Raw genomic sequence first — 18,531 nt, 5'->3', positions numbered from 1 at the left:
GCTGCCCCTGCGGTACCAGCACGACCGCAGTGACTACTTTCCTTCACCGGCTCGGCCGGGGCGCGTTCCGCGCCCGATGGCCTCCGCTTCCGCTTCTACGAACCCGTCAGCCATGGCCTGATCAGGGAATTCGCCGCGTCGTGCGGAAACTGCCTTCGCGAACCACCGCCCGCTAACAGCGGGCCCTTGCTGTCCGGGACCTCCTGGCAAGCGAGTCGAGGTCCGAGCGGCTGAACAGGCCGAACGGGCTCGCGGGCCCGCGCAGAGGATCCGGCCGGAGGTGCTGGAGGTGGGCGAGGGGTGGCCTGCCTGGCACATAGCCGGGCCGTGCGCCCTCTTCGGCCGGTTTCCCAGTTGGCGCACACGCCCAATACGTGAGGTTGGTGTTCGACGGCGACTCAAACGGGGCAACGAGCGACCTGCTCGACGTAGCCATCACCGGAAGGTAGCCGAGACGGTGACCGGTCAGTGTCGTGGTCTTCATCGGCGACGAAGCCGACCGGTTTCCCACGGAGGAGAGGCGCAGAGCGCTGCGCGACAACGGCCGCTTGCCCAACGGCGAGCGCCGTCGGGCGTGGCCGGTCATCCGTCCGAACTGCCCGGCGGCGGTGGCGGCCTCCGCGCAGGGCCACCATACGGGCGATGTCGCGGTCCAGCAGGTCGTTCCTCCACGGTGAGGGCCCTCATTCGCTGAGCAGTTCGAGTATCACCGCCCCCACTGCCGGTCCCGCTCACGCTCACGGCTGCGCTAATCCTTCCCTCTGCCTGGCCTCCCCATAGCCCTCCTTCGAACGAGTCAGGCGGGACACAGGGGATGACGGAGCCCACTGTGCTGAAGCGCTACGACATCGGATCACTCTCCCACCATTGCACGCACACCGAAAGGTTGGGGTCTCGATCAGAGCAGTCGAGCGGTTGTTACATGGGAATTAATCCAATATATTCCTTTAGTGCCTTTAATGAGTCGTCCGATGAATCCTTGCGCTACTCAGCCCTGAGCCGTATGGTCGAGTTCGGTTCGCCGGGGATCACCGATGCCTTTGTTCGCCCGCGCGGGTTTCCCTTGCTCCCCATGGCTGAGGTGTGTGCTCATGCGATTCACGCGGGTCGGCGCCGTCAGGGACGAACGTCCGGCAGCCGTGGACACCGTAGGGGACGGCGGTGTCCGTTTCCTGGACCTGTCGGCCGTAACTCATGACATCGACGGCGCCTGCAGCCCTCCTTGTCCCACGGAGTTCGTGAAGGACCCGGGCACAGACGTCGGACGTTACGACCAGGTGCTGATTCCTCGCCGTTCGGTCGGTACGGACGGGGCGGGCGACGCACCCGGCCTGCCCGGCCACACATCACTGCGCCCTGGCGAGTCGTAGGGCTGGGCAGCGACCGGCTCGGCAGCCAGCGTCAGACCTTCGCCGCGGCGTGACCCGCCCGCCGCCGGCACAGGCACTTCGAGAGGACCTCTCATGTCCGCACAACCGTCGCGGATCACCGCCGTGGACACATACGACATCCGCTTCCCCACGTCGCGGGAGCTGGACGGATCCGATGCCATGAACGCCGACCCGGACTACTCCGCCGCCTATGTCGTGCTGAGCACCGACGCGGGCGACGGGCTGGAAGGGCACGGCTTCACGTTCACCATCGGGCGCGGCAACGATGTGCAGGTCGCCGCGCTGGACGCACTGCGTGAGTACGTTCTCGGCCGCCCGGTCGCCGAGCTGTGCGCGGACCCGGGATCTCTGCATCGCGACCTGATCGGCGACAGCCAGTTGCGCTGGCTCGGTCCCGAGAAGGGGGTGATGCACATGGCCATCGGCGCGATGATCAACGCGGTGTGGGACCTGGCGGCCAAGAGAGCGGGCTTGCCTGTGTGGCGCTTTCTGGCCGAGGCCACACCGGAGTGGCTCGTCAGTCAGATCGACTTCCGCTACCTGACCGACGCTCTCACCGGTGAGGACGCGCTGCGACTGCTGCGGGGCGGCCAGAACGGTCGGGCGGCCCGAACCGATCACCTCCTGGAACGGGGATACCCCGCGTACACCACCTCTCCGGGCTGGCTGGGTTACTCGGACGAGAAACTCACCCGCCTGGCCAAGCAGGCCGTCGACGAGGGCTTCACACAGATCAAGCTGAAGGTCGGCGCGGATCTGGCCGACGACGTGCGCCGCTGCCGAACGGCCCGCGCGGCCATCGGGCCGACGGTGCGGATGGCCATCGACGCCAACCAGCGCTGGGACGTGGACCAGGCCGTCACCTGGACCAACGCGCTCGCCGAGTTCGAGCCGCACTGGATCGAGGAGCCCACCAGCCCCGACGACATCCTGGGCCACGCGACGATACGTACGCGCGTCCGACCGATCAAGGTCGCCACCGGTGAGCACGTGCAGAATCGCATCGTCTTCAAGCAACTCCTGCAGGCCGGCGCCATCGACGTTCTGCAGCTTGACGCGGCCCGGGTCGGCGGTGTCAACGAGAACCTGGCGATCCTGCTCCTGGCCGCCAAGTTCGGCGTACCCGTCTGCCCGCACGCGGGTGGAGTGGGGTTGTGCGAACTGGTCCAGCATCTTTCGATGTTCGACTACGTCTCCCTTTCCGGCACCACCGAGGACCGGGTCATCGAGTACGTCGACCATCTGCACGAGCACTTCCTGACCCCGGCCCAGATCCTCGACGGACACTACGTCGCTCCCACGGCTCCGGGCTTCTCCGCACAGATGCATAAGAAGTCGATCGCGACGTACAGCTTTCCCGACGGCACCTTCTGGACCGCCGACCTCAAGACCGCCAGGGCGGGCAGGTCATGAGCGGCAAATGAGGCACGAAGGAGCCGACCCGCTTTGGTGGACGGCGTGAGCTCCTCGTGCGGACGGTTGCGTCGTGCCTCTCCGAGTCGCCGTTCGGCGGGGCTCAGGCCGTAACGGGGGGAGACGGGACCAGCGTGAACCGCGAGCTCATCGCTCGCTCGGTACGGGCACTCCGTCCGGGACCAGACCGGTGGAGCGCAGGTCGTCCCACAGCCGTGCGGGCAGCGGCCGGGCGAAGTGCGCGGCGGCGTCGCGTACTTCTTCGGCCGAGCGGGCACCCACCAGCACGCTCGCCACGGCTGGATGACCGAAGGGGAAGCGCACAGCCGCGGCCCGCAGCGGAACGCCGTGGCTCTCGCACAGCTCCTGCATGTGCAACGCACGGTCCAGCAGCGCGGGGGACACGGGTGCGTAATCGAAAGTGGCGCCAGGCTTGGGAGCGGCCAGCAGACCGGAGTTGAAGACACCGCCGATGACTATGGAGACACCGCGCCGGAAGGCGTCTGGCAGCAACGAGTCCAGTGCGGTCTGGTCGAGCAGGGTGTAGCGGCCGGCGAGCAGGACCACGTCGACGTCGGTGTCGCGGACGAAGCGGTCGAGCATCCGGGTCTGGTTCATGCCCGCGCCGATGGCGCCCACGACTCCCTCGGCGCGCAGCCGTTCCAGCTCGGGGTAGGCCTCGGTGAAGGCCTGGTGCTCGTGGTCGTCCGGATCGTGCAGGTAGACCACGTCGATCCGGTCCAGACCGAGGCGGGTGAGGCTTTCCTCGATGCTGGTGCGCACACCGGGTGCGCTGAAGTCCCATATTCGTTCGTGCGTGGCCGGGACGGCGAAGCCGTTCGCATCGTCTCGGCCCGAGCCGGTCTTGGGCCGCAGGAGTCGGCCCACCTTGGTCGAGACGACGAACTCGGCGCGCGGCCGATGCCGCAGGGCCGCCCCCAACCGGAGCTCCGACAGGCCCAGACCGTAGTGGGGGGCGGTGTCGAAGTAGCGTATTCCGGCCGCCCACCCGGCGTCCACAGCCGCACGCGCGTCCTCGTCACTGACCGCGGTGCCGAGATTGCCGAGCGCTGCGGCGCCGAACGACATGCTGGTGACGCTGACGCTGCTGCGGCCCAGCCTGGTCGTGCGCATCCGTGGGCGCCTTCCGTGAGGTGAGGGTCGGCTGGGCAGCCGCGGCAGGTTGGCCTTCGACGGCGGTTTCCACGTTCCTGCCGGAGGCTCGGCCACTCACAGGAGCCGGGCGTCCGACGAGCCGGGGGGACGCACTCGGAGGCCGGCGATGCCGCCGTCCACGGCGAGCGCCGTGCCCGTGACCGAAGCAGCGGCGGGTGAGGCGAGGTAGACGATGGCCGCGGCGACTTCCTCGGCGGTCACCAGGCGACCCATGGGCTGGCGGGCGATCAGGGCGGCGCGTTCCGCCTCGGGGTCCTCGGCGGTCTCCAGGAGGCGGCTGACCCAGGGGGTGTCGGCAGTGCCGGGGGTGACGCAGTTGACGCGGATGCCCTCGCGGACGTGGTCGGCCGCCATGGCCAGGGTGAGGGACAGCACCGCGCCCTTGCTGGCGGAGTACAACGCGCGTTGCGGCAGCCCGGCGATGGCGGCGACGGAACAGGTGTTGACGATCGAGGCGTGCGTGGAGGCGCGCAGGTGGGGAAGCGCCGCGCGTGTGGTCCGCACGATGCCGAGCACGTTGACGTCCAGGACCTGGCGCCACTGTTCGTCGTCGTTGTCCTCCACCGTGCCGATCACGCTGATGCCCGCGTTGTTGACGAGAACGTCGATACCGCCCAGCCGGCTGGCGGCTTCCGCGACCGCGGCGCGTACCTGGGCGTCGTCGCCGACATCGGCCTTGACCGCGATCAGGCCCTCGTCCACACCTGACGGATCGAGGTCCAGCACGGCAGCGTGGGCTCCTCGCCGTGTCAGCATGTCGGCGGTGGCGCGCCCGATGCCGCAGGCGCCGCCTGTCACTACGGCACGCAGGCCGCTCAAGTCGGTCATGATCCGCCTACTCGTTGTCGGGGCTGGCGCCGTTGGTGCGGTCGGCGGGGACGGCGGCCCCGCACTCGCCGTGGGGAAAGGTGTACGCGCCGATCGGCTGGCGACGCATGGTCGAGGAGAAGCCGGGCGTGGTGGGTGCCTGGTAGCGCCCGTCGCAGAGGAAGACGGGGTCGTGACGTGCCCATGGAGGTGGTCGACGTACTCGATCGTCCGTTGTGCCACGGCCGGCTGGGTTGGTGTTCCGTCGTCGCAGGAGCAGATGGGCAACACCGTAGGTGATCCGCGGGATCTGTGCAGCCACGCGAGCACCGTCGCCTTTCGCTGGAGCGGGGAGGTGGGCGCTGATGCAGTCCCGCGCGCCCTTGACGGAAGACCGCACTCGCGTACACATAGGATGAATCATCGACTGAGTGTTCCAAACGCAGCGCATCTCCTCCAGCTGGCGCAGAAGTCATCCGACCTATAGGCTGTGCCGTGAGTTCGCCCTCCTGGGGTATTTTGTCCTCATCTGGGTAGCATAGAGCGACGGGCGAATGGTGACCGGACCTGTGACTAAGCTCAGATTTGGGACTTAATGTCATCAGGGGGTCAGGGAAGGACAATCGCCATGGCCGCACCCCAGTGGGCGAGGAGCCTTCGGGCCGGGGCGCACCAGCCGGGGTCACCGGACGGCAGCCCGGGACAGGAAGGCGTACCGGCTCCGCCGCTGGACCTGGCCGACACCGCGGCCCTGGCCTTCTCTGAGGACGGGCACGTCGTGTGCTGGACGCCCGTCGGCGAGCGGCTTCTCGGCTACTCGGCCGACGAGGCCATGCGCCAGCCGATTACCCGACTCCTCGGCCTGTCGGCGGAGTCCCTTCTCGGGCGACCCTTCAGCGGCGTGTTGGATGCGTTCCGCAAGGACGGAGTCCCGGTGCGTCTGGGGGTGCGCGTCAGTCCGATGACCACGGGGTACCCCGCTCAGGATCCACCCCGGAGTCAGGTATGGCTGATGTACGCAGTGGATCTCGCCCGCACCCCCTGGTGGGAGCTGAACCAGTCCGTACTGGAACGCTTCCTGACCGACCTGCCGTACGGCATCGCTGTGCTCGATCACGACCTGCGGTACATGTGGCTGAATCACACGCTGGAGTCGATGGCGGGCGTATCGATGAGCCAGCGGCTCGGCCGGCGGATCACGGAGGTACTGCCCAGGCTGGCGCCGAACGCGATGGAGGACCAGCTGAGGAACGCGCTGACCAGCGGAATCCCGATACGGGGTTATGAATACCGCGGACACGTCCCGGCTGACACCGAGCACCAGAGGGCCTACTCCACCTCGTTCTTCCGGCTGGACGACGACGAAGGCCGGGTCCTTGGCGTGGGCTACATGGGGACCGACGTGACGGAACGCAAGCGTGCCCAGGACGGCCTGCTGTTCCTGACCCGGGCGGGCACTCTGATCGGCCGGACCCTGGACATCACCCGCACCGCGGAGGAACTGGCCGAGACGGCAGTTCCGCATCTGGCCGACTTGGTGACGGTGGACCTCTTCCCGATGGTCCTCGCCGGGGACGAGCCGGGCCCGGTGACCCCTGCCGGTGCTCTGTCACTGATGCGCGTGGCCCACCACTCCCGGCGCGAAGGTTGCCCGGAGGCCGCCGTGCCGATCGGCGCACCGTCCGGTTTCTCGACCGACTCCCCGATCGCCCGCTGCATGACCGAGGGCCGCACCGTACTGGACCGGGCGATGGAGCCCCCGCTGGGGCAGTGGTACGCCCACGACGTCGTCCGCAGTGAACTGGCCCAGGAGTTCGGACTGCGGTCCGTGATCGCCGTGCCACTGATCGCCCGCGGCGCATGCCTGGGTGCGGTGCTCCTACTGCGCGGCAGCGGCAGTGAACGCTTCGAGCCCAGCGACATCCCCCTGGCAGAGGAGTTCGTCTCCCGCGCCGCACTGTGCCTGGACAACGCCCGCCGATACGCCCGTGAACACACTGCCGCCGAGGCGCTTCAGCGCAGCCTGCTGTCCCGGCCACCGGCCGGCAGTGGTGCCCTGGACATCGCCACGCGTTATCTTCCCGCGCAGACGGCCGCAGGCGTGGCGGGTGACTGGTTCGACGTGATCCCGCTGTCCGGCGCCCGCATGGCGCTGGTGGTCGGCGACGTCGTGGGGCGGGGCATCAACGCCGCCGCGGCCATGGGACGGCTGCGGCTGGCGGTTCGGACGCTGGCGAGTACCGATCCTGCGCCCGCGGAACTGCTGGCGCATCTGGACGACCTGGTGCTGCGGCTGCTGGAGGAGCGGCCGGTCGCCGACAACGGCCAGGCCGCGGCCACCTCCCTGCTGGGCGCTTCCTGCCTGTACGCCGTGTACGACCCGGTGACCCGGCGCTGCACCGTGGCCAGCGCCGGCCACCCGGCCCCGGTGGTCGCGGGACCGTCGGGTGAAATGGTTCCCGTCGCCTTGCCCAGCGGCCCGCCGTTGGGCCTGGGGACGCTGCCCTTCGAGGCCGCCGACGTCGATGTCCCAGACGGCAGCGTCCTCGCCCTGTTCACCAAGGGACTGCTCTCCGCGTACGACGGCGAGCACGTGCCTGGAGACGGTTCGGACAGCGCGTCCGGGGGCACGGACGCGGCACTGCTCAGATTGCACGACGCCGTCCGCCGGCAGCCGGACGGCTCCCTGGACTCCGTGTGCGATGAACTCGTCGCCGCGATGCCCGCCCGCCCGCGTTCCGACGACGTCGCACTGCTGGTCGCCCGGGCCCACGGGCTCGGCCCGGACCAGGTGAGCACGTGGGACCTGCCCCAGGACCCGGCGGTAGTGGGCCAGGCGCGGACCTGCTGCACGGATACGCTCCGCATATGGGGGCTGGACGCACTGGACTTCACGACCGAGCTGATCGTCAGTGAACTGGTCACCAACGCCATCCGTCACGCCGTCGGCCCGATCCGGCTTCGGTTGATCCGCCACGCGAGCCTGATCTGCGAGGTCACCGACGCCAGCAGCACCTCGCCTCGACTCCGGCACGCCCGCACCACCGACGAGGGCGGCAGGGGCCTGTTCCTGGTAGCCCGTATGGCCCGCCGATGGGGAACGCGCTACACGGCGGAAGGCAAGGTCATCTGGGCCGAACAGCAACTGCCCATGGACTGAGGCTCGCCCGGCGAAGTGGCGTTCGTCGCAGTCGACCAGGACCCCCAACCGCCTGCAGGCCCGAAGCGTCAAGCACGGCGACGGCTACGACGTCCTCTCCAAACCGCTGGTCAGTGGCGACCGGCCCGCTGCCCTACGCCCCAACGCGCACCTGAGCCCGGCCGCGCGGTTCACCGGGAATCCCGCGCGCCGGCATCAGCGGTGGCGCCGGACGGACGGTCGCCGGTCGATGGGGGCGGTGATGGGTCGTTCCTGCCGAAGTCTGAGCGTCGGGCCTGGTACTCGGGGCGGTCAGCCTTCCACGGCTCCGCCGGTGAGGCCCTTGACGAAGTACCTCTGGAACACGAGGTAGCAGATGAGGATGGGGAGGCTGGCCAGGAACATGAACGCGAAGACTGCTCCGTAGTCCGACTGGTGCTCGCCGATTGCTCGGTAGATGCCGACGGTGACCGTCGTGCCGGTGGCAGGACCCAGAATGATCAGCGGGTTGAGGAAGTCGTTCCAGATCCAGGTACCCAGGAAGATCATGACGCTGGCGGAGGCAGGCCGCAGCAGCGGGAAGATCACCTGCCAGAAGATCCGCAGGCGGCTTGCCCCGTCGATCCGGGCCGCTTCCTCCAACTCGAGGGGAACGGAGCGGACGAAGCCCATGAAGACGAACACGCCGAATGGCACGTAGTAGCCGACGTCGGCAAGGATCAGTCCTGGCAGCGAGGTCATGAGGCCCAGGTGCCGGAGCAGCACGGTCAGGGGGATGATGATCACCGCGGGCGGGACCATCAGCCCGCTCAGGAGAATCACCAGGATCACGTGCGAAGCCAGGCCGCCGGCCCGTGACAGGTAGTAGCCGAGCATCGCGGAGATGCCGGTGGTCGCGGCCACCGCGACGACCACCACCTCGACGCTGTTGGCCAGGCCGTACCAGAAGAGGTGGTCAGGGCGCCGGAGCACCGCGGAGACGTTGTCGAGCGTAGGTGGGACCGGCAGAGATGCAGGGTGGGGGACGATGTCCGGACCGTGCTTGAAGACATTGACCAGGATCAGATAGAGAGGCAGGAAGAACGCGGCCCCGACCACGAGGGCGGAGAGGAGTCGCATCCCGCCGCGCCCGCGGGGGAAGCCGCCGCGTCCCTGCGAGGTGCCGGCCGGTTCGTCATTCCCTCCGCGCCCTCCGGGAGTCTTCCCTGTACACGGGACTCGTCTCGTCATCCTGTGTGTCCTCACCTGGGGGTCACGGCGTCACTTCACGACGTTGCAGCAGTCGGAGGACGACGACGGACAGGCAGACGACCAGGACGAGCATCACCGTGGCCATCGCGGAGGCGTAGCCGACGTGGTTGTCCGTGAAGGCGGTCTGCACGACGCTGAAGGCGATGGTGCTGGTGGTGCCGCTGCCGGGGCCGCCGTTGGTGATGACCTGCACCTGGTCGTACACCTTGAATCCGGTGATCAGCAGCATCACCGTGTTGATGGTCAGTGCGGGAGCGAGCAGGGGCCACGTCACGAAGCGGAAGCGCTGGAAGGGGCCGGCGCCGTCCAGCGCGGCGGCCTCATGCAGTTCTTTCGGCACGCCCTGCAGCCCGGCGAGGTAGACCACGACGCAGAAGCCGAGTAGTTGCCAGGTGACGATCCACGCGATCGTGTAGAGCGCCAGCGAGGGGTCCGAGAGCCAGCCCGGCGGATGATGGACGCCCAGGTCCCGGAGCAGGGAGTCGAGCAGGCCGTCGTCGGACAGGATGGATTGCCAGATCACGCTCACCACCACGGCGCTGAGGACCACGGGAGTGAAGAAAACGCTTCGCAGTGCGTTGTAGATCCATCCGCGGCGGTCGAGCAGGTGGGCGATCGCCAGCCCGCCTGCGTTCGCCGTGACCGTGACGATCACGGTGATCACCAGGGTGTTGCGCAAGGCGTGCAGGAAGTCGCTGTCGTGGAACAGCAGCCTGTAGTTCTCCAGGCCGACGAAGCGAACCGGCGGGTTGAAGGGGTTGCGGTTCGTCAAGCCGTAGTCGACGGTCATGACCACGGGCGCCAGGACGAACACCGCGTACAGGACGAGGCCCGGCGTCGCGAAGAGGGCGAAGTCGCCGAGCCTGCCCAGCGCCACGGGCCGTCGGCCACCGCCGCGGGGACGACTTCTCGGCGTCATGTCGACTCTCTCGATGGCCACGGCGCCGTGCGGACACCGGGGTGGGGCCTGAAGGGTGCGCGTTCACAGACGGTCGCCTGGCGGAGTGCTCCCGCGCTGGGGCTACTGAGTGGCTTTGGCCCACTCAGCGTCGAGGAACGAGGAGAACTGGGCCGGGCTCTTGTGGCCGGTGATCAGATCCTGGACGCCGAGGGCCGCCTGGTCGGCGACTCCCGGTGGGAGCGCGTTGTCACCTGTCTCGATGGAGAACGCATTGACGATGTCGTGCTTCTTGAGGGCGTTCTCGTAGAGGGCAAAGGTGTCCTTGTACACGGGCCCTATCCCGGCCGGCGGACGGTAACCCTTGATCGCGATGATCGACCCGTCCGTCCTCACCGACGTGTCGAGGTTCTGCTTGTCCTCCATGAACGCCTTGGCCCACTTCTGCGCCAGGGCGATGTCTGGGGCTTTGGAGGACACCGACATGCCGCCGCCGGTGTACGCGGGCATCACCAGCGAGCCGCTGTCGGACGGCCAGGGGAACACACCGACGCCGAACGGAGGCTTCTTGGCGTCCGCGGAAGCGGCGAACCACGATCCCATCGGGTACATGGCTCCCTTGTTCTCGCGGAATGCCTGCTCGGTCTGGGCGTAGGAGCGGGACAGCCCCGCCTTGTCGATGTCGCCGTTCTTCGCGAGGCTGGAAACCTTGGCCGCCGCTCCGGTGAAGTTCTTGTCGGTGAACTTCACGTCGCCGGCGGTCCGCTTCGCCAGCCAGTCGGCCTGCTTGGCATAGACGTCCGTGCCCACAGTGGCGATGAGCGGGTACATGTCCGCCCAGGTGTCCTTGCCGCCGCCGCCCACGACGAAGGGGGTAATGCCCTTCGCTTTGAGCTTCGCGCAGTCCGCGAGCAGTGCCGAGTAGGTCTTTGGTGCGCCGGCGATGCCGGCCTTGGCGAAGTCGTTCTTGTTGTAGTAGACGAGCGGGGTGGGCTGGGTGTTGAAGGGGAGCTGGTATTCCTTTCCGCCGATCTGGTTGGCGTGCGGGTCGACATAGTTCTTCAGCTGTGCGTCCGGCCAGGGAGCTAGCTGGCCTGCCTGGGCGAAGCCGTCCGGTGAGACTCCGATCATGAGGTCCGGGAGCTGACCGGTGGCCGCGAGCTGTTTCGCGTACGCCGTGCGGTCAACGGACGGAGCCACCAGCTTCTTGATGGTGACGCCGGGCACCTTGGCGGATGCCCGGGCGATTTCCTGGTTCCAGACGGTCGACGTCAGGTTGGGCGTCTCGAACGTCAGAAAGGTCAGCGTGACCTTGTCGTTCTTGCCCGTTGAGGCCGCTGACGCCGCTGACCCGGCGGATGCCCCTGCTGCGCATCCGCTGAGCACGGCCAGACAGCAGCCCGCCGTCACCCACAGAACCGACTTCCGCGTGGGCCGTTTCAGCTTTCTCATGAAATCACACCGTGGCATTCCTAGCGAAATCTCCCGTATTGGGACAATAAGTGCAATGCGTCGAAAGTGTCAACGCTCGCCGTGTGTGTTGATGCGACCGACGCAGCGAAGTCGTGCTGTGCGCAAGCTCGGCGCATGCTGAGCGTGAGACGTGAGCGCCACTGCTCGGGCACCTGCGCCGCGCCGCCGACCATGAAGTGGGATCCCGGCCACCCGGACGTACTGTCTGTGCAGAGTGGATCAGTGACGCCAGGTGAACGTCAGCCGGGTCCCCGTCAGGACTGGCCTCCGTCGAAGTACGCCACCAAGTCCGGATCGGGCGGCGAAATCTCCACCAACTGCCCCCCGCTGCGCAATGATTCGGTTGCCGCGTATCCCGCGGCGACCGCCTCACGGGCCGCTACGGGTGAGGTGACGGTCGCCCCGTGCTTGGTGATGAACGACAGGAACTCCTGGACCAGCAGAGGGTCCGCCCCGCCGTGGGTGCCATGCTGTGCGGTGATGGGAACGGTGATGTCGGCGTCCGCTCGGTAGTCCGAGCGGTGGTTCCACACTTTGACGACCGCTCCCTCGGCGTCGCCGAAGTTCTCCAGCCGCCCCTCTGTTCCGATCACCGTGTAGTTGCGCCAGTAGTCGGGGGTGAAGTGGCACTGTTCATAACTCGCGAACACACCGTTGTCCAGTTGCATCTGCATCATGCTCAGGTCCTCGACATCGACAACCGGGTTGAGGCCGCGCAGGCTCAGAGGCGGCCAGTTCTCCTCCGGGGCGAGCCAGTCCGTCATCCGTTCCCCGGTCCGCTCCCGGCGGGAGTTGACGTCCCCGTAGACCACGAGGCCGCCCATGGCGTTCACGCGGCGGGAGTACCCACCGGCGAGCCAGTGGATGACATCGATATCGTGCGCCCCTTTCTGCAGCAGGAGACTCGTGGTGTTGCGCCGGTCGGCGTGCCAGTCCTTGAAGAAGAAGTCCCCGCCGTGGCCGACGAAGTGACGGCACCAGACCGCCTTTACCTCGCCGATGTGCCCTTCCGTGATGACCTGGCGCATGGCGGTGATGACCGGCATGTGGCGCATGTTGTGGCCGACGTACAGCGGCGTCCCGTGTTCCCGGGCGGCGGCCAGCAGAAGATCGCAGCCCGCGGTGGTGATGGCGAGCGGCTTGTCCAAGAACACCGGGACGCCGGCCCGCAGGAAGTCCAGGCCGATCGCCTCGTGGGTGAAGTCGGGAGTCAGGACGAACACGCCGTCGAGGTCCGACCGTAGGAGAGCGCGATGGTCGGTCACGGCGAGGGCATCGGCACCGAAACGATGGCGAGCCTGCCCTGCCAGGCGATCCGGATCCCTGTCGCAGCAGGCGACCACGCGAGACCCGGACCCAGGCCGATGCGCAAGATCGACGAGGTCGCTGCGTACGCCCAGGCCGATGACACCGAGCCTGAGATCGTTCATTTCACATTCCTCTTATTGCGAACGGCTTTGCGGTCCGTTCCGGCGGTGCTGCGCCTCGGCGTTGTCGCCCGTTCTGAGATGTCTAGCCCTTGCTGCCGGTGAAGGCTACTTCTCAGATGGAATGTCGTCGCAAAAAGATAAAGACGATGATCATGAGAGCGGCGGCCATCAGGCGAGGTGGACTGCTGCGTGCAGCAGGCGGTAGCGGAGTCCTTCGGCTCCTCGGCGCCGCCGGCGCTGTGGGGCGGGGCCCGAGAATTGTCAGGGGCCGGCCCGGCCACCTTCGGCTCGTCCAGGCGTGACATCCGGCGCCTGCGATCGCGCCCGCGCCGCCGGACCTCGCGGACTCCGACCCGCGCCTGGCCGCCAGCGCGCTCATGCTGCGCACGGCTGACTGAAGGTCAGCTCCATGCCGAGCAGTCACGCCGAGCAGCCGCATGTGCCGCGCGGGCAGCCCGGCGCGGCCGCCGCCTGATCGGGGCGGCCGCACGGCATCGGCGGAGGTCAGCCCTGGACGATCGGGAGTTGGACGTCCCAGCGGACCGCCTCGGCGCCGGTCACGTCGGTGACGGTGAGCGGTACCTGGAGCGGGCCGGCGGTGATCGGCCGCACGATGACCTGGGCGGTGACGGTGGCATGCGGCGGGACGGTCACCCGGCCCGGCTCCAGGACTCCGCTTCCGACGTAGTCAGGCGAGGCGTTCCGCCACTGCACCACGATTGGTCTGGACCAATGATTGGTGAGCTGCATCGCGGTGCTCACCGGCTGCCCGGCGCCGCCCGGGGCAAGCCGTACCGGGCCTGGTACGGCGTCCACCGATGGGCCGTCGACCTGGGTCGTGGCGGTCGCCCGTGCGCCGGGCGAGCCCGGTACGGCGGCGTCGACCTGCACACGGTACCCGCCCACTGTCGCGGCCAGTGGCAGCGAGACCCGCCAGCGCACGATCGCCTGCCGTCCTGGGGCCAGATTGACAGGCCCGGACAGGAGGTGGGAGCTCAGCGCCGTGGTGTCGTTCACCGACGCCACGCTCAACCGCGGTCGCACGCCGCTGATCCGCTCGCTGCCGCCGTTGGTGATGACGGCGGTCACGGTGTTGCCGCCGGTGAAGTCCATGCTCGCGGGCGCTCGCACCGATACCTGCAGCGCACTCGCCGGGGCGGTCAGGAACTGCACCTCCCCGGTCTGCGCCCGGCCGCCGGAGGGGCCGACGTACCGCAGCCACCGGTAGGCCGTCATGTCCGTGACCTGCAGCACGTTCCAGTCCGCGGTCGGCCGCCATCGTACCGGCCGGCGGAAGTGCTGCGGCCCGGTGTCCACGGCAGGCGGCGTGGGGGAGGAACACGTGCGTCAGACGTCTTGGTGCCCGGCCGTCGCAGGCAGGGCGTGGCAGGGTGGGATGGCCACCCTCCGCATCCACCTCGCCGCCACGACAACCGGCCACGACGCCCCTGGGACCTGGGTACCGGGCTGGGTGATTCCGCGCTGAGCGCCCCGTCCGCGCGGGCCGGTTGGGGTCCGCAACGGCCGGGTTCGCTGCCGGGCCTTCCTATTCGTGGTGCTCAGCAGCAACGTGCGGCGGATCAAGGTTCTTTGCCGGTTCCGCCACCCCAAACGCCATCTGCATTGGCACCACTCACCGACCGACGACGACGATCACTCATGACGACGCTGCACGACGACCGCCCTGCCTTTTGGGCCGACCTGCCCTATGAGCGCGGTGCGCTTCACCGACGACTGCCTGGGGCCGATTCTGTGCGACCCCGCCGGCCTAGAACATCGGATCATCGCCTCGGCGGGCGGCGAGCGGCTTTGGACCGGGCCTGGCCGCACCCGCCACTCGGGAGGACCGGGCCCGGGTCGCCACCACTGGGAACTTGTCAGGTGAGCAGCGGGTGGTGGCAGGCGACCGTTCGGCCCGGGGCCACCTCGCGCAACTGCGGCGTCTCGGCGGTGCAGTGGCCGTCCGCGAGCGGGCATCGGGTGCGGAACCGGCAGCCGGACGGGGGGTCGAGCGGCGAGGGCGGGTCGGCCGGGAGCAGTCCGGAATCGCCGAGCGGTCTGCCGGGTTCGGGGACGGCGGCGAGCAGTGCGGCGGTGTACGGGTGGGCCGGGCCGGCCAGCACTTCTTCGGTGGGCCCCTGTTCGCAGATCCGGCCGAGTTGTAGCACGGCCACCTCGTCGCTGTCTGCCCGCACCACGCCGAGGTCGTGGGAGATGAACAGTCCGGCCAGCCCGCGTTCCTCGGTCAGTTCGCGGAGCAGGTTGAGGACGGTGGCCTGGGCGGAGACGTCGAGTGCGGAGACGGCCTCGTCGGCGATCAGCACCCGGGGCTCGGCGGCGAGGGCCCGGGCGAGGGCGACCCGCTGGGCCTGGCCGCCGGAGAGCTGGCTGGGCCGGCGGTCGGCGAAGACGGCGGCCGGCAGGCCGACCGCCTCCAGGTGCCGGATCACCGCGGCCTGGCGGTCCTGGTCGGGCCGGGGGTGGGCGTCGAGGGGCTCGGCGACGAGGTCGCGGACCCGGCGGTGCGGATTGAGGGAGGAGAGCGGGTCCTGGAACACCATCTGGAGGCGGGGCCGGACGGCGCGCAGGGCGCGGGGGGTCAGCGTGGCGAGGTCGGTGCCGTCCAGCCGGACCGTGCCGGCGGTGGGCGCGGGCAGCCGCAGCAGGGCCTGGGCGATGCTGCTCTTACCGGAGCCGGACTCGCCGACCAGCGCGAGAGTATGGCGCTGACGCAGCGTCAGATCGACTCCGCTGACGGCGTGCAGCGGGCCGGACCGGGTGCGGTGCACGACGGTGAGGCCGGTGGCTTCGAGGACGGGCACGCCGAGGGCGTGGGTGCCCGTCGCCGGGGCGGGGCCGACGGGCGCGGCGGTCACGGGCGCGGCGGCAGGCAGGTGGGCGGCCGGGCTGTCGGGGGCGGGGAGGTTGGGGGCGGCGGTCATGCGGCGCTCTCCAGGGTGTCGAGCGGGAAGTGGCAGCGGACCGTCCGCCCGGGTCCGGGATGGTGGACGGGCGGTGTCTTGGTGGCGCAGACGGTGCGGGCGGCTGCGCAGCGCGGTGTGAACGGGCAGCCCGCGGCCGGGTCGGCGGGGTCGGGCGGCGAGCCGGGAATGGCGGGCAGGGTGCGGCGCAGCGGGCCGGTGACGCGCGGCACGGACTGCAGCAGCGCGGCGGTGTACGGGTGGGCGGGCCGGCGGGTGACGGCCTCGGTGGCGCCGCTCTCGACGATCCGGCCGCCGTACATGACGGCGATCCGGGCGGCCCGCCCGTAGAGCAGGCCGATGTCGTGGGTGATCAGCAGGGTGGCGAGGCCGCGGTTGTGGCGGTGCTGGTCGAGCAGGTCGAGGACGGTGCGCTGGACGGTGACGTCGAGCGCGGTGGTGGGTTCGTCGGCGAGCAGCAGGCGCGGATCCCCGGCCAACGCGGCAGCGATGCCGACGCGCTGGCGCAGGCCGCCGGAGAGCTCATGGGGGTAGGCGCGGGCGCGGCGGTCCGGGTCGGGCACGTCCACGGCAGCGAGCAACCCGGCGGCGGTCCGCAGGCGGGCCCGGCGGCTGAGCCTCCGCCGGTTGGTGATCGCCTCCGTGACTTGGTCGGCGATCCGGACCACGGGATTGAGCGAGGTCATCGGGTCCTGGTGGACCATGGCGATGCCGGTGCCCAGGAGTGCCGCGCGGCGGCGGGGAGCGGCGGCGAGCAGGTCCTCACCGTCGAGCAGCACGGCGCCGGTGGACTCGGTGCGGGTGGTGCGCGGGTGCACGCCGAGGACGGTCCGGGCGAGCACGGACTTGCCGGAGCCCGATTCGCCGACCACGCCGAGGCATTCGCCGGCCGCGATGGTGAGACTGACGTCGCGAAGGATGTGCAGCCGGCGGCCGTCCGGGGTGTGCAGGATGGTGTCGAGCGAGCGGATCTCCAGGACGGGGGCGGTCACCTGGCGGCTCCCTTCCACGGGGCTGGCCGACCGGGCGAACGGAGCTGTTCGCCCAGGTAGTTGAGGGCGAGGACGGTGAGGCAGAGCACGGCGGCCGGGGCGAGCGAGATCCACGGCGCGCTGCCGAGGTTGGTGCGGCCCTCGGCGATGATGCCGCCCCAGGAGGGTGCGGGCGGGCGCAGGCCGAAACCGAGGAAGCTGAGTGAGCCCTCGGCCACGATGGCGACCGTGGTCGCAGTGAAGGCGAAGGTGAGCGCGGCGGGGGCGATGTGCGGCACGATCTCGCGGCGCAGGATGCGCACCGGCGCGGTGCCGAGCATCCGGGCGGCCTGGACGAAGCCGCGCTCGCTCAGTGAGAGGACCACTGCGCGGACCACCCCCTCCTGGTACCGGCTCGGTGCCTCATGATGCGCCGTCAGATCGGCCGGACTCGAGTGCACGTCACCGAGTTCGGCTTCGGTGCCGCCTCCCTGGGCAACCTCTACACCCGGGTTGACGACGAGACCGCGCGAGGCGCGGTGGACGCCGCCTACGACGGCGGGGTGCGCTACTTCGACACCGCACCGCACTACGGCCTCGGACTCTCCGAACGGCGCCTCGGCGCAGCCCTGGCGGACCGCCCCCGCGACGACTACGTCGTATCCACCAAGGTCGGCCGCCTGCTGCTGCCCAACCACGCGCCCACCGGTTCGGACCTGGCCGCCGGCGGCTTCGACGTGACGGACGAACTGACCCGCGTGCACGACTACTCCCGGGACGGCGTGCGGCGCAGCCTGGACGCGAGCCTCACCAGGCTCGGCCTGGACCGCGTCGACATCCTCTACGTGCACGACCCGGAAGAGCACCTCGACCAGGCCGTCACGGAGGCGATCCCCGCGCTGATCGCACTGCGGGACCAGGGCGTCATCGGCGCGATCGGCGTCGGCATGAACTTCTGGCAGCCGCTTCTGCGCGTCGTCACCGAGACCGACGTCGACGTCGTCATGCTCGCCGGCCGCTGGACCCTCGCAGACCGCACCGGCGCGCCGCTGCTGGCCGCCTGCCGGCAGCGCGGCGTCTCGGTCGTCGCCGCCGCACCCTTCAACTCCGGCCTGCTCTCCCGCGCCTGGCCCCCCAACGACGCCTACTTCGACTACGGCCCTGCCTCTGCGGACGTCCTGGCCCACGCCCGCCGGCTGGCAGCGATCTGCCGCGAGCACGGCACCACACTGCCCCACGCAGCCATGCGATTCCCGTTGCGGGACCCCGCTGCCGCCTGCGTCGTCGCGGGCGTCCGCACGCCGCTGGAAGCCCAGGCCGACTGCGCGTGGATGACCACCGAGGTTCCTGCGCGCTTGTGGGACCACCTCGACGCCCCGTGACATCCCGGAAGCTCCCGTGTCGGCCCCTGTCCTGCTGCATGCGGGCCGCTGACTACTCACATCCACCGGGTGGATGCCGGTGGCGTTGGGCCCCTTGAAGGGGGGACCCCTGCGTCGCTGCCGATCCGGCCGACGTGGTTGCAGTCGTAGGGGTGTGGTCGGCGATGCGGCCGGGGACAGCGGTGCGCTCCATCAGGTGCCACGCCGCCTGCCCCCACGAGCTGCCCCGGACTGGCGCGCCGCACAGCGCCCGGCCCC

General features: G+C 69.6%; 13 protein-coding genes. 3 read left to right on the top strand and 10 right to left on the bottom strand.

Annotated elements, in window-relative coordinates; all coding sequences use genetic code 11:
• Positions 1–1,463: 1,463 nt before the first annotated feature.
• Complete coding sequence (locus ACH4TG_RS09495) at positions 1,464–2,804, top strand: L-fuconate dehydratase (protein ID WP_398241590.1); 1,341 nt, start codon at positions 1,464–1,466, stop codon at positions 2,802–2,804.
• Positions 2,805–2,951: 147 nt separating this feature from the next.
• On the opposite strand, the gene ACH4TG_RS09490 is transcribed toward ACH4TG_RS09495, so the two are convergent.
• Together ACH4TG_RS09490 and ACH4TG_RS09485 are read right to left on the bottom strand one after the other, a co-directional pair.
• Positions 2,952–3,938: an aldo/keto reductase gene (locus ACH4TG_RS09490; RefSeq protein ID WP_398241589.1), complete on the bottom strand. Its 987-nt coding sequence runs from the start codon at positions 3,936–3,938 to the stop codon at positions 2,952–2,954.
• Between the two features lie 96 nt (positions 3,939–4,034).
• Positions 4,035–4,808: an SDR family NAD(P)-dependent oxidoreductase gene (locus ACH4TG_RS09485; protein ID WP_398241588.1), complete on the bottom strand. Its 774-nt coding sequence runs from the start codon at positions 4,806–4,808 to the stop codon at positions 4,035–4,037.
• 991 nt (positions 4,809–5,799) lie between these two features.
• On the opposite strand from ACH4TG_RS09485, the gene ACH4TG_RS09480 reads away from it, so the two are divergent.
• Positions 5,800–7,947: a SpoIIE family protein phosphatase gene (locus ACH4TG_RS09480; protein ID WP_398241587.1), complete on the top strand. Its 2,148-nt coding sequence runs from the start codon at positions 5,800–5,802 to the stop codon at positions 7,945–7,947.
• 291 nt (positions 7,948–8,238) lie between these two features.
• Here ACH4TG_RS09480 and ACH4TG_RS09475 read toward each other — a convergent pair whose 3' ends face one another.
• The 8 genes from ACH4TG_RS09475 to ACH4TG_RS09440 form a co-directional block, all read right to left on the bottom strand.
• Positions 8,239–9,045 (bottom strand): carbohydrate ABC transporter permease, encoded by an 807-nt coding sequence (locus tag ACH4TG_RS09475; RefSeq protein ID WP_398241586.1) that lies wholly within the window; start codon positions 9,043–9,045, stop codon positions 8,239–8,241.
• A 133-nt stretch (positions 9,046–9,178) separates the two neighbouring features.
• A complete protein-coding gene (locus tag ACH4TG_RS09470; RefSeq protein ID WP_398241585.1) occupies positions 9,179–10,096 on the bottom strand; it encodes a carbohydrate ABC transporter permease in 918 nt (305 codons plus the stop codon).
• Between the two features lie 102 nt (positions 10,097–10,198).
• The gene (locus ACH4TG_RS09465; protein ID WP_398241584.1) at positions 10,199–11,527 is read right to left on the bottom strand and encodes an ABC transporter substrate-binding protein; all 1,329 of its coding nucleotides are present in this window, start codon (positions 11,525–11,527) and stop codon (positions 10,199–10,201) included.
• Positions 11,528–11,802: 275 nt separating this feature from the next.
• The gene (locus ACH4TG_RS09460) at positions 11,803–12,978 is read right to left on the bottom strand and encodes a Gfo/Idh/MocA family protein (RefSeq protein WP_398241583.1); all 1,176 of its coding nucleotides are present in this window, start codon (positions 12,976–12,978) and stop codon (positions 11,803–11,805) included.
• A gap of 504 nt (positions 12,979–13,482) precedes the next feature.
• Positions 13,483–14,295: a hypothetical protein gene (locus ACH4TG_RS09455; RefSeq protein ID WP_398241582.1), complete on the bottom strand. Its 813-nt coding sequence runs from the start codon at positions 14,293–14,295 to the stop codon at positions 13,483–13,485.
• Between the two features lie 560 nt (positions 14,296–14,855).
• Positions 14,856–15,920 carry an ABC transporter ATP-binding protein gene (locus ACH4TG_RS09450; RefSeq protein WP_398241581.1) on the bottom strand — a complete coding sequence of 355 codons (1,065 nt, stop codon included), beginning with the start codon at positions 15,918–15,920 and terminating at the stop codon, positions 14,856–14,858.
• Complete coding sequence (locus tag ACH4TG_RS09445) at positions 15,917–16,912, bottom strand: ABC transporter ATP-binding protein (RefSeq protein WP_398241580.1); 996 nt, start codon at positions 16,910–16,912, stop codon at positions 15,917–15,919. The genes ACH4TG_RS09450 and ACH4TG_RS09445 overlap by 4 nt, the downstream gene beginning before the upstream one ends.
• Positions 16,909–17,289, bottom strand: a complete 381-nt coding sequence (locus tag ACH4TG_RS09440) for an ABC transporter permease (protein ID WP_398241579.1) — start codon at positions 17,287–17,289, stop codon at positions 16,909–16,911. Before ACH4TG_RS09440 ends, ACH4TG_RS09445 begins: the two co-directional genes overlap by 4 nt.
• A 57-nt stretch (positions 17,290–17,346) precedes the next feature.
• Here ACH4TG_RS09440 and ACH4TG_RS09435 point away from each other — a divergent pair, with 57 nt between their 5' ends.
• Entirely contained in the window at positions 17,347–18,273 is a 927-nt protein-coding gene (locus ACH4TG_RS09435; protein WP_398241578.1) for an aldo/keto reductase, read from the top strand.
• Positions 18,274–18,531: the final 258 nt, after the last annotated feature.

Source organism: Streptomyces sp. NPDC020917 (assembly GCF_044333795.1).
GTDB lineage: Bacteria > Actinomycetota > Actinomycetes > Streptomycetales > Streptomycetaceae > Actinacidiphila.
Note: the sequence above shows the minus strand (reverse complement) of the source record. Positions and strands in the feature narration are given on the sequence as shown.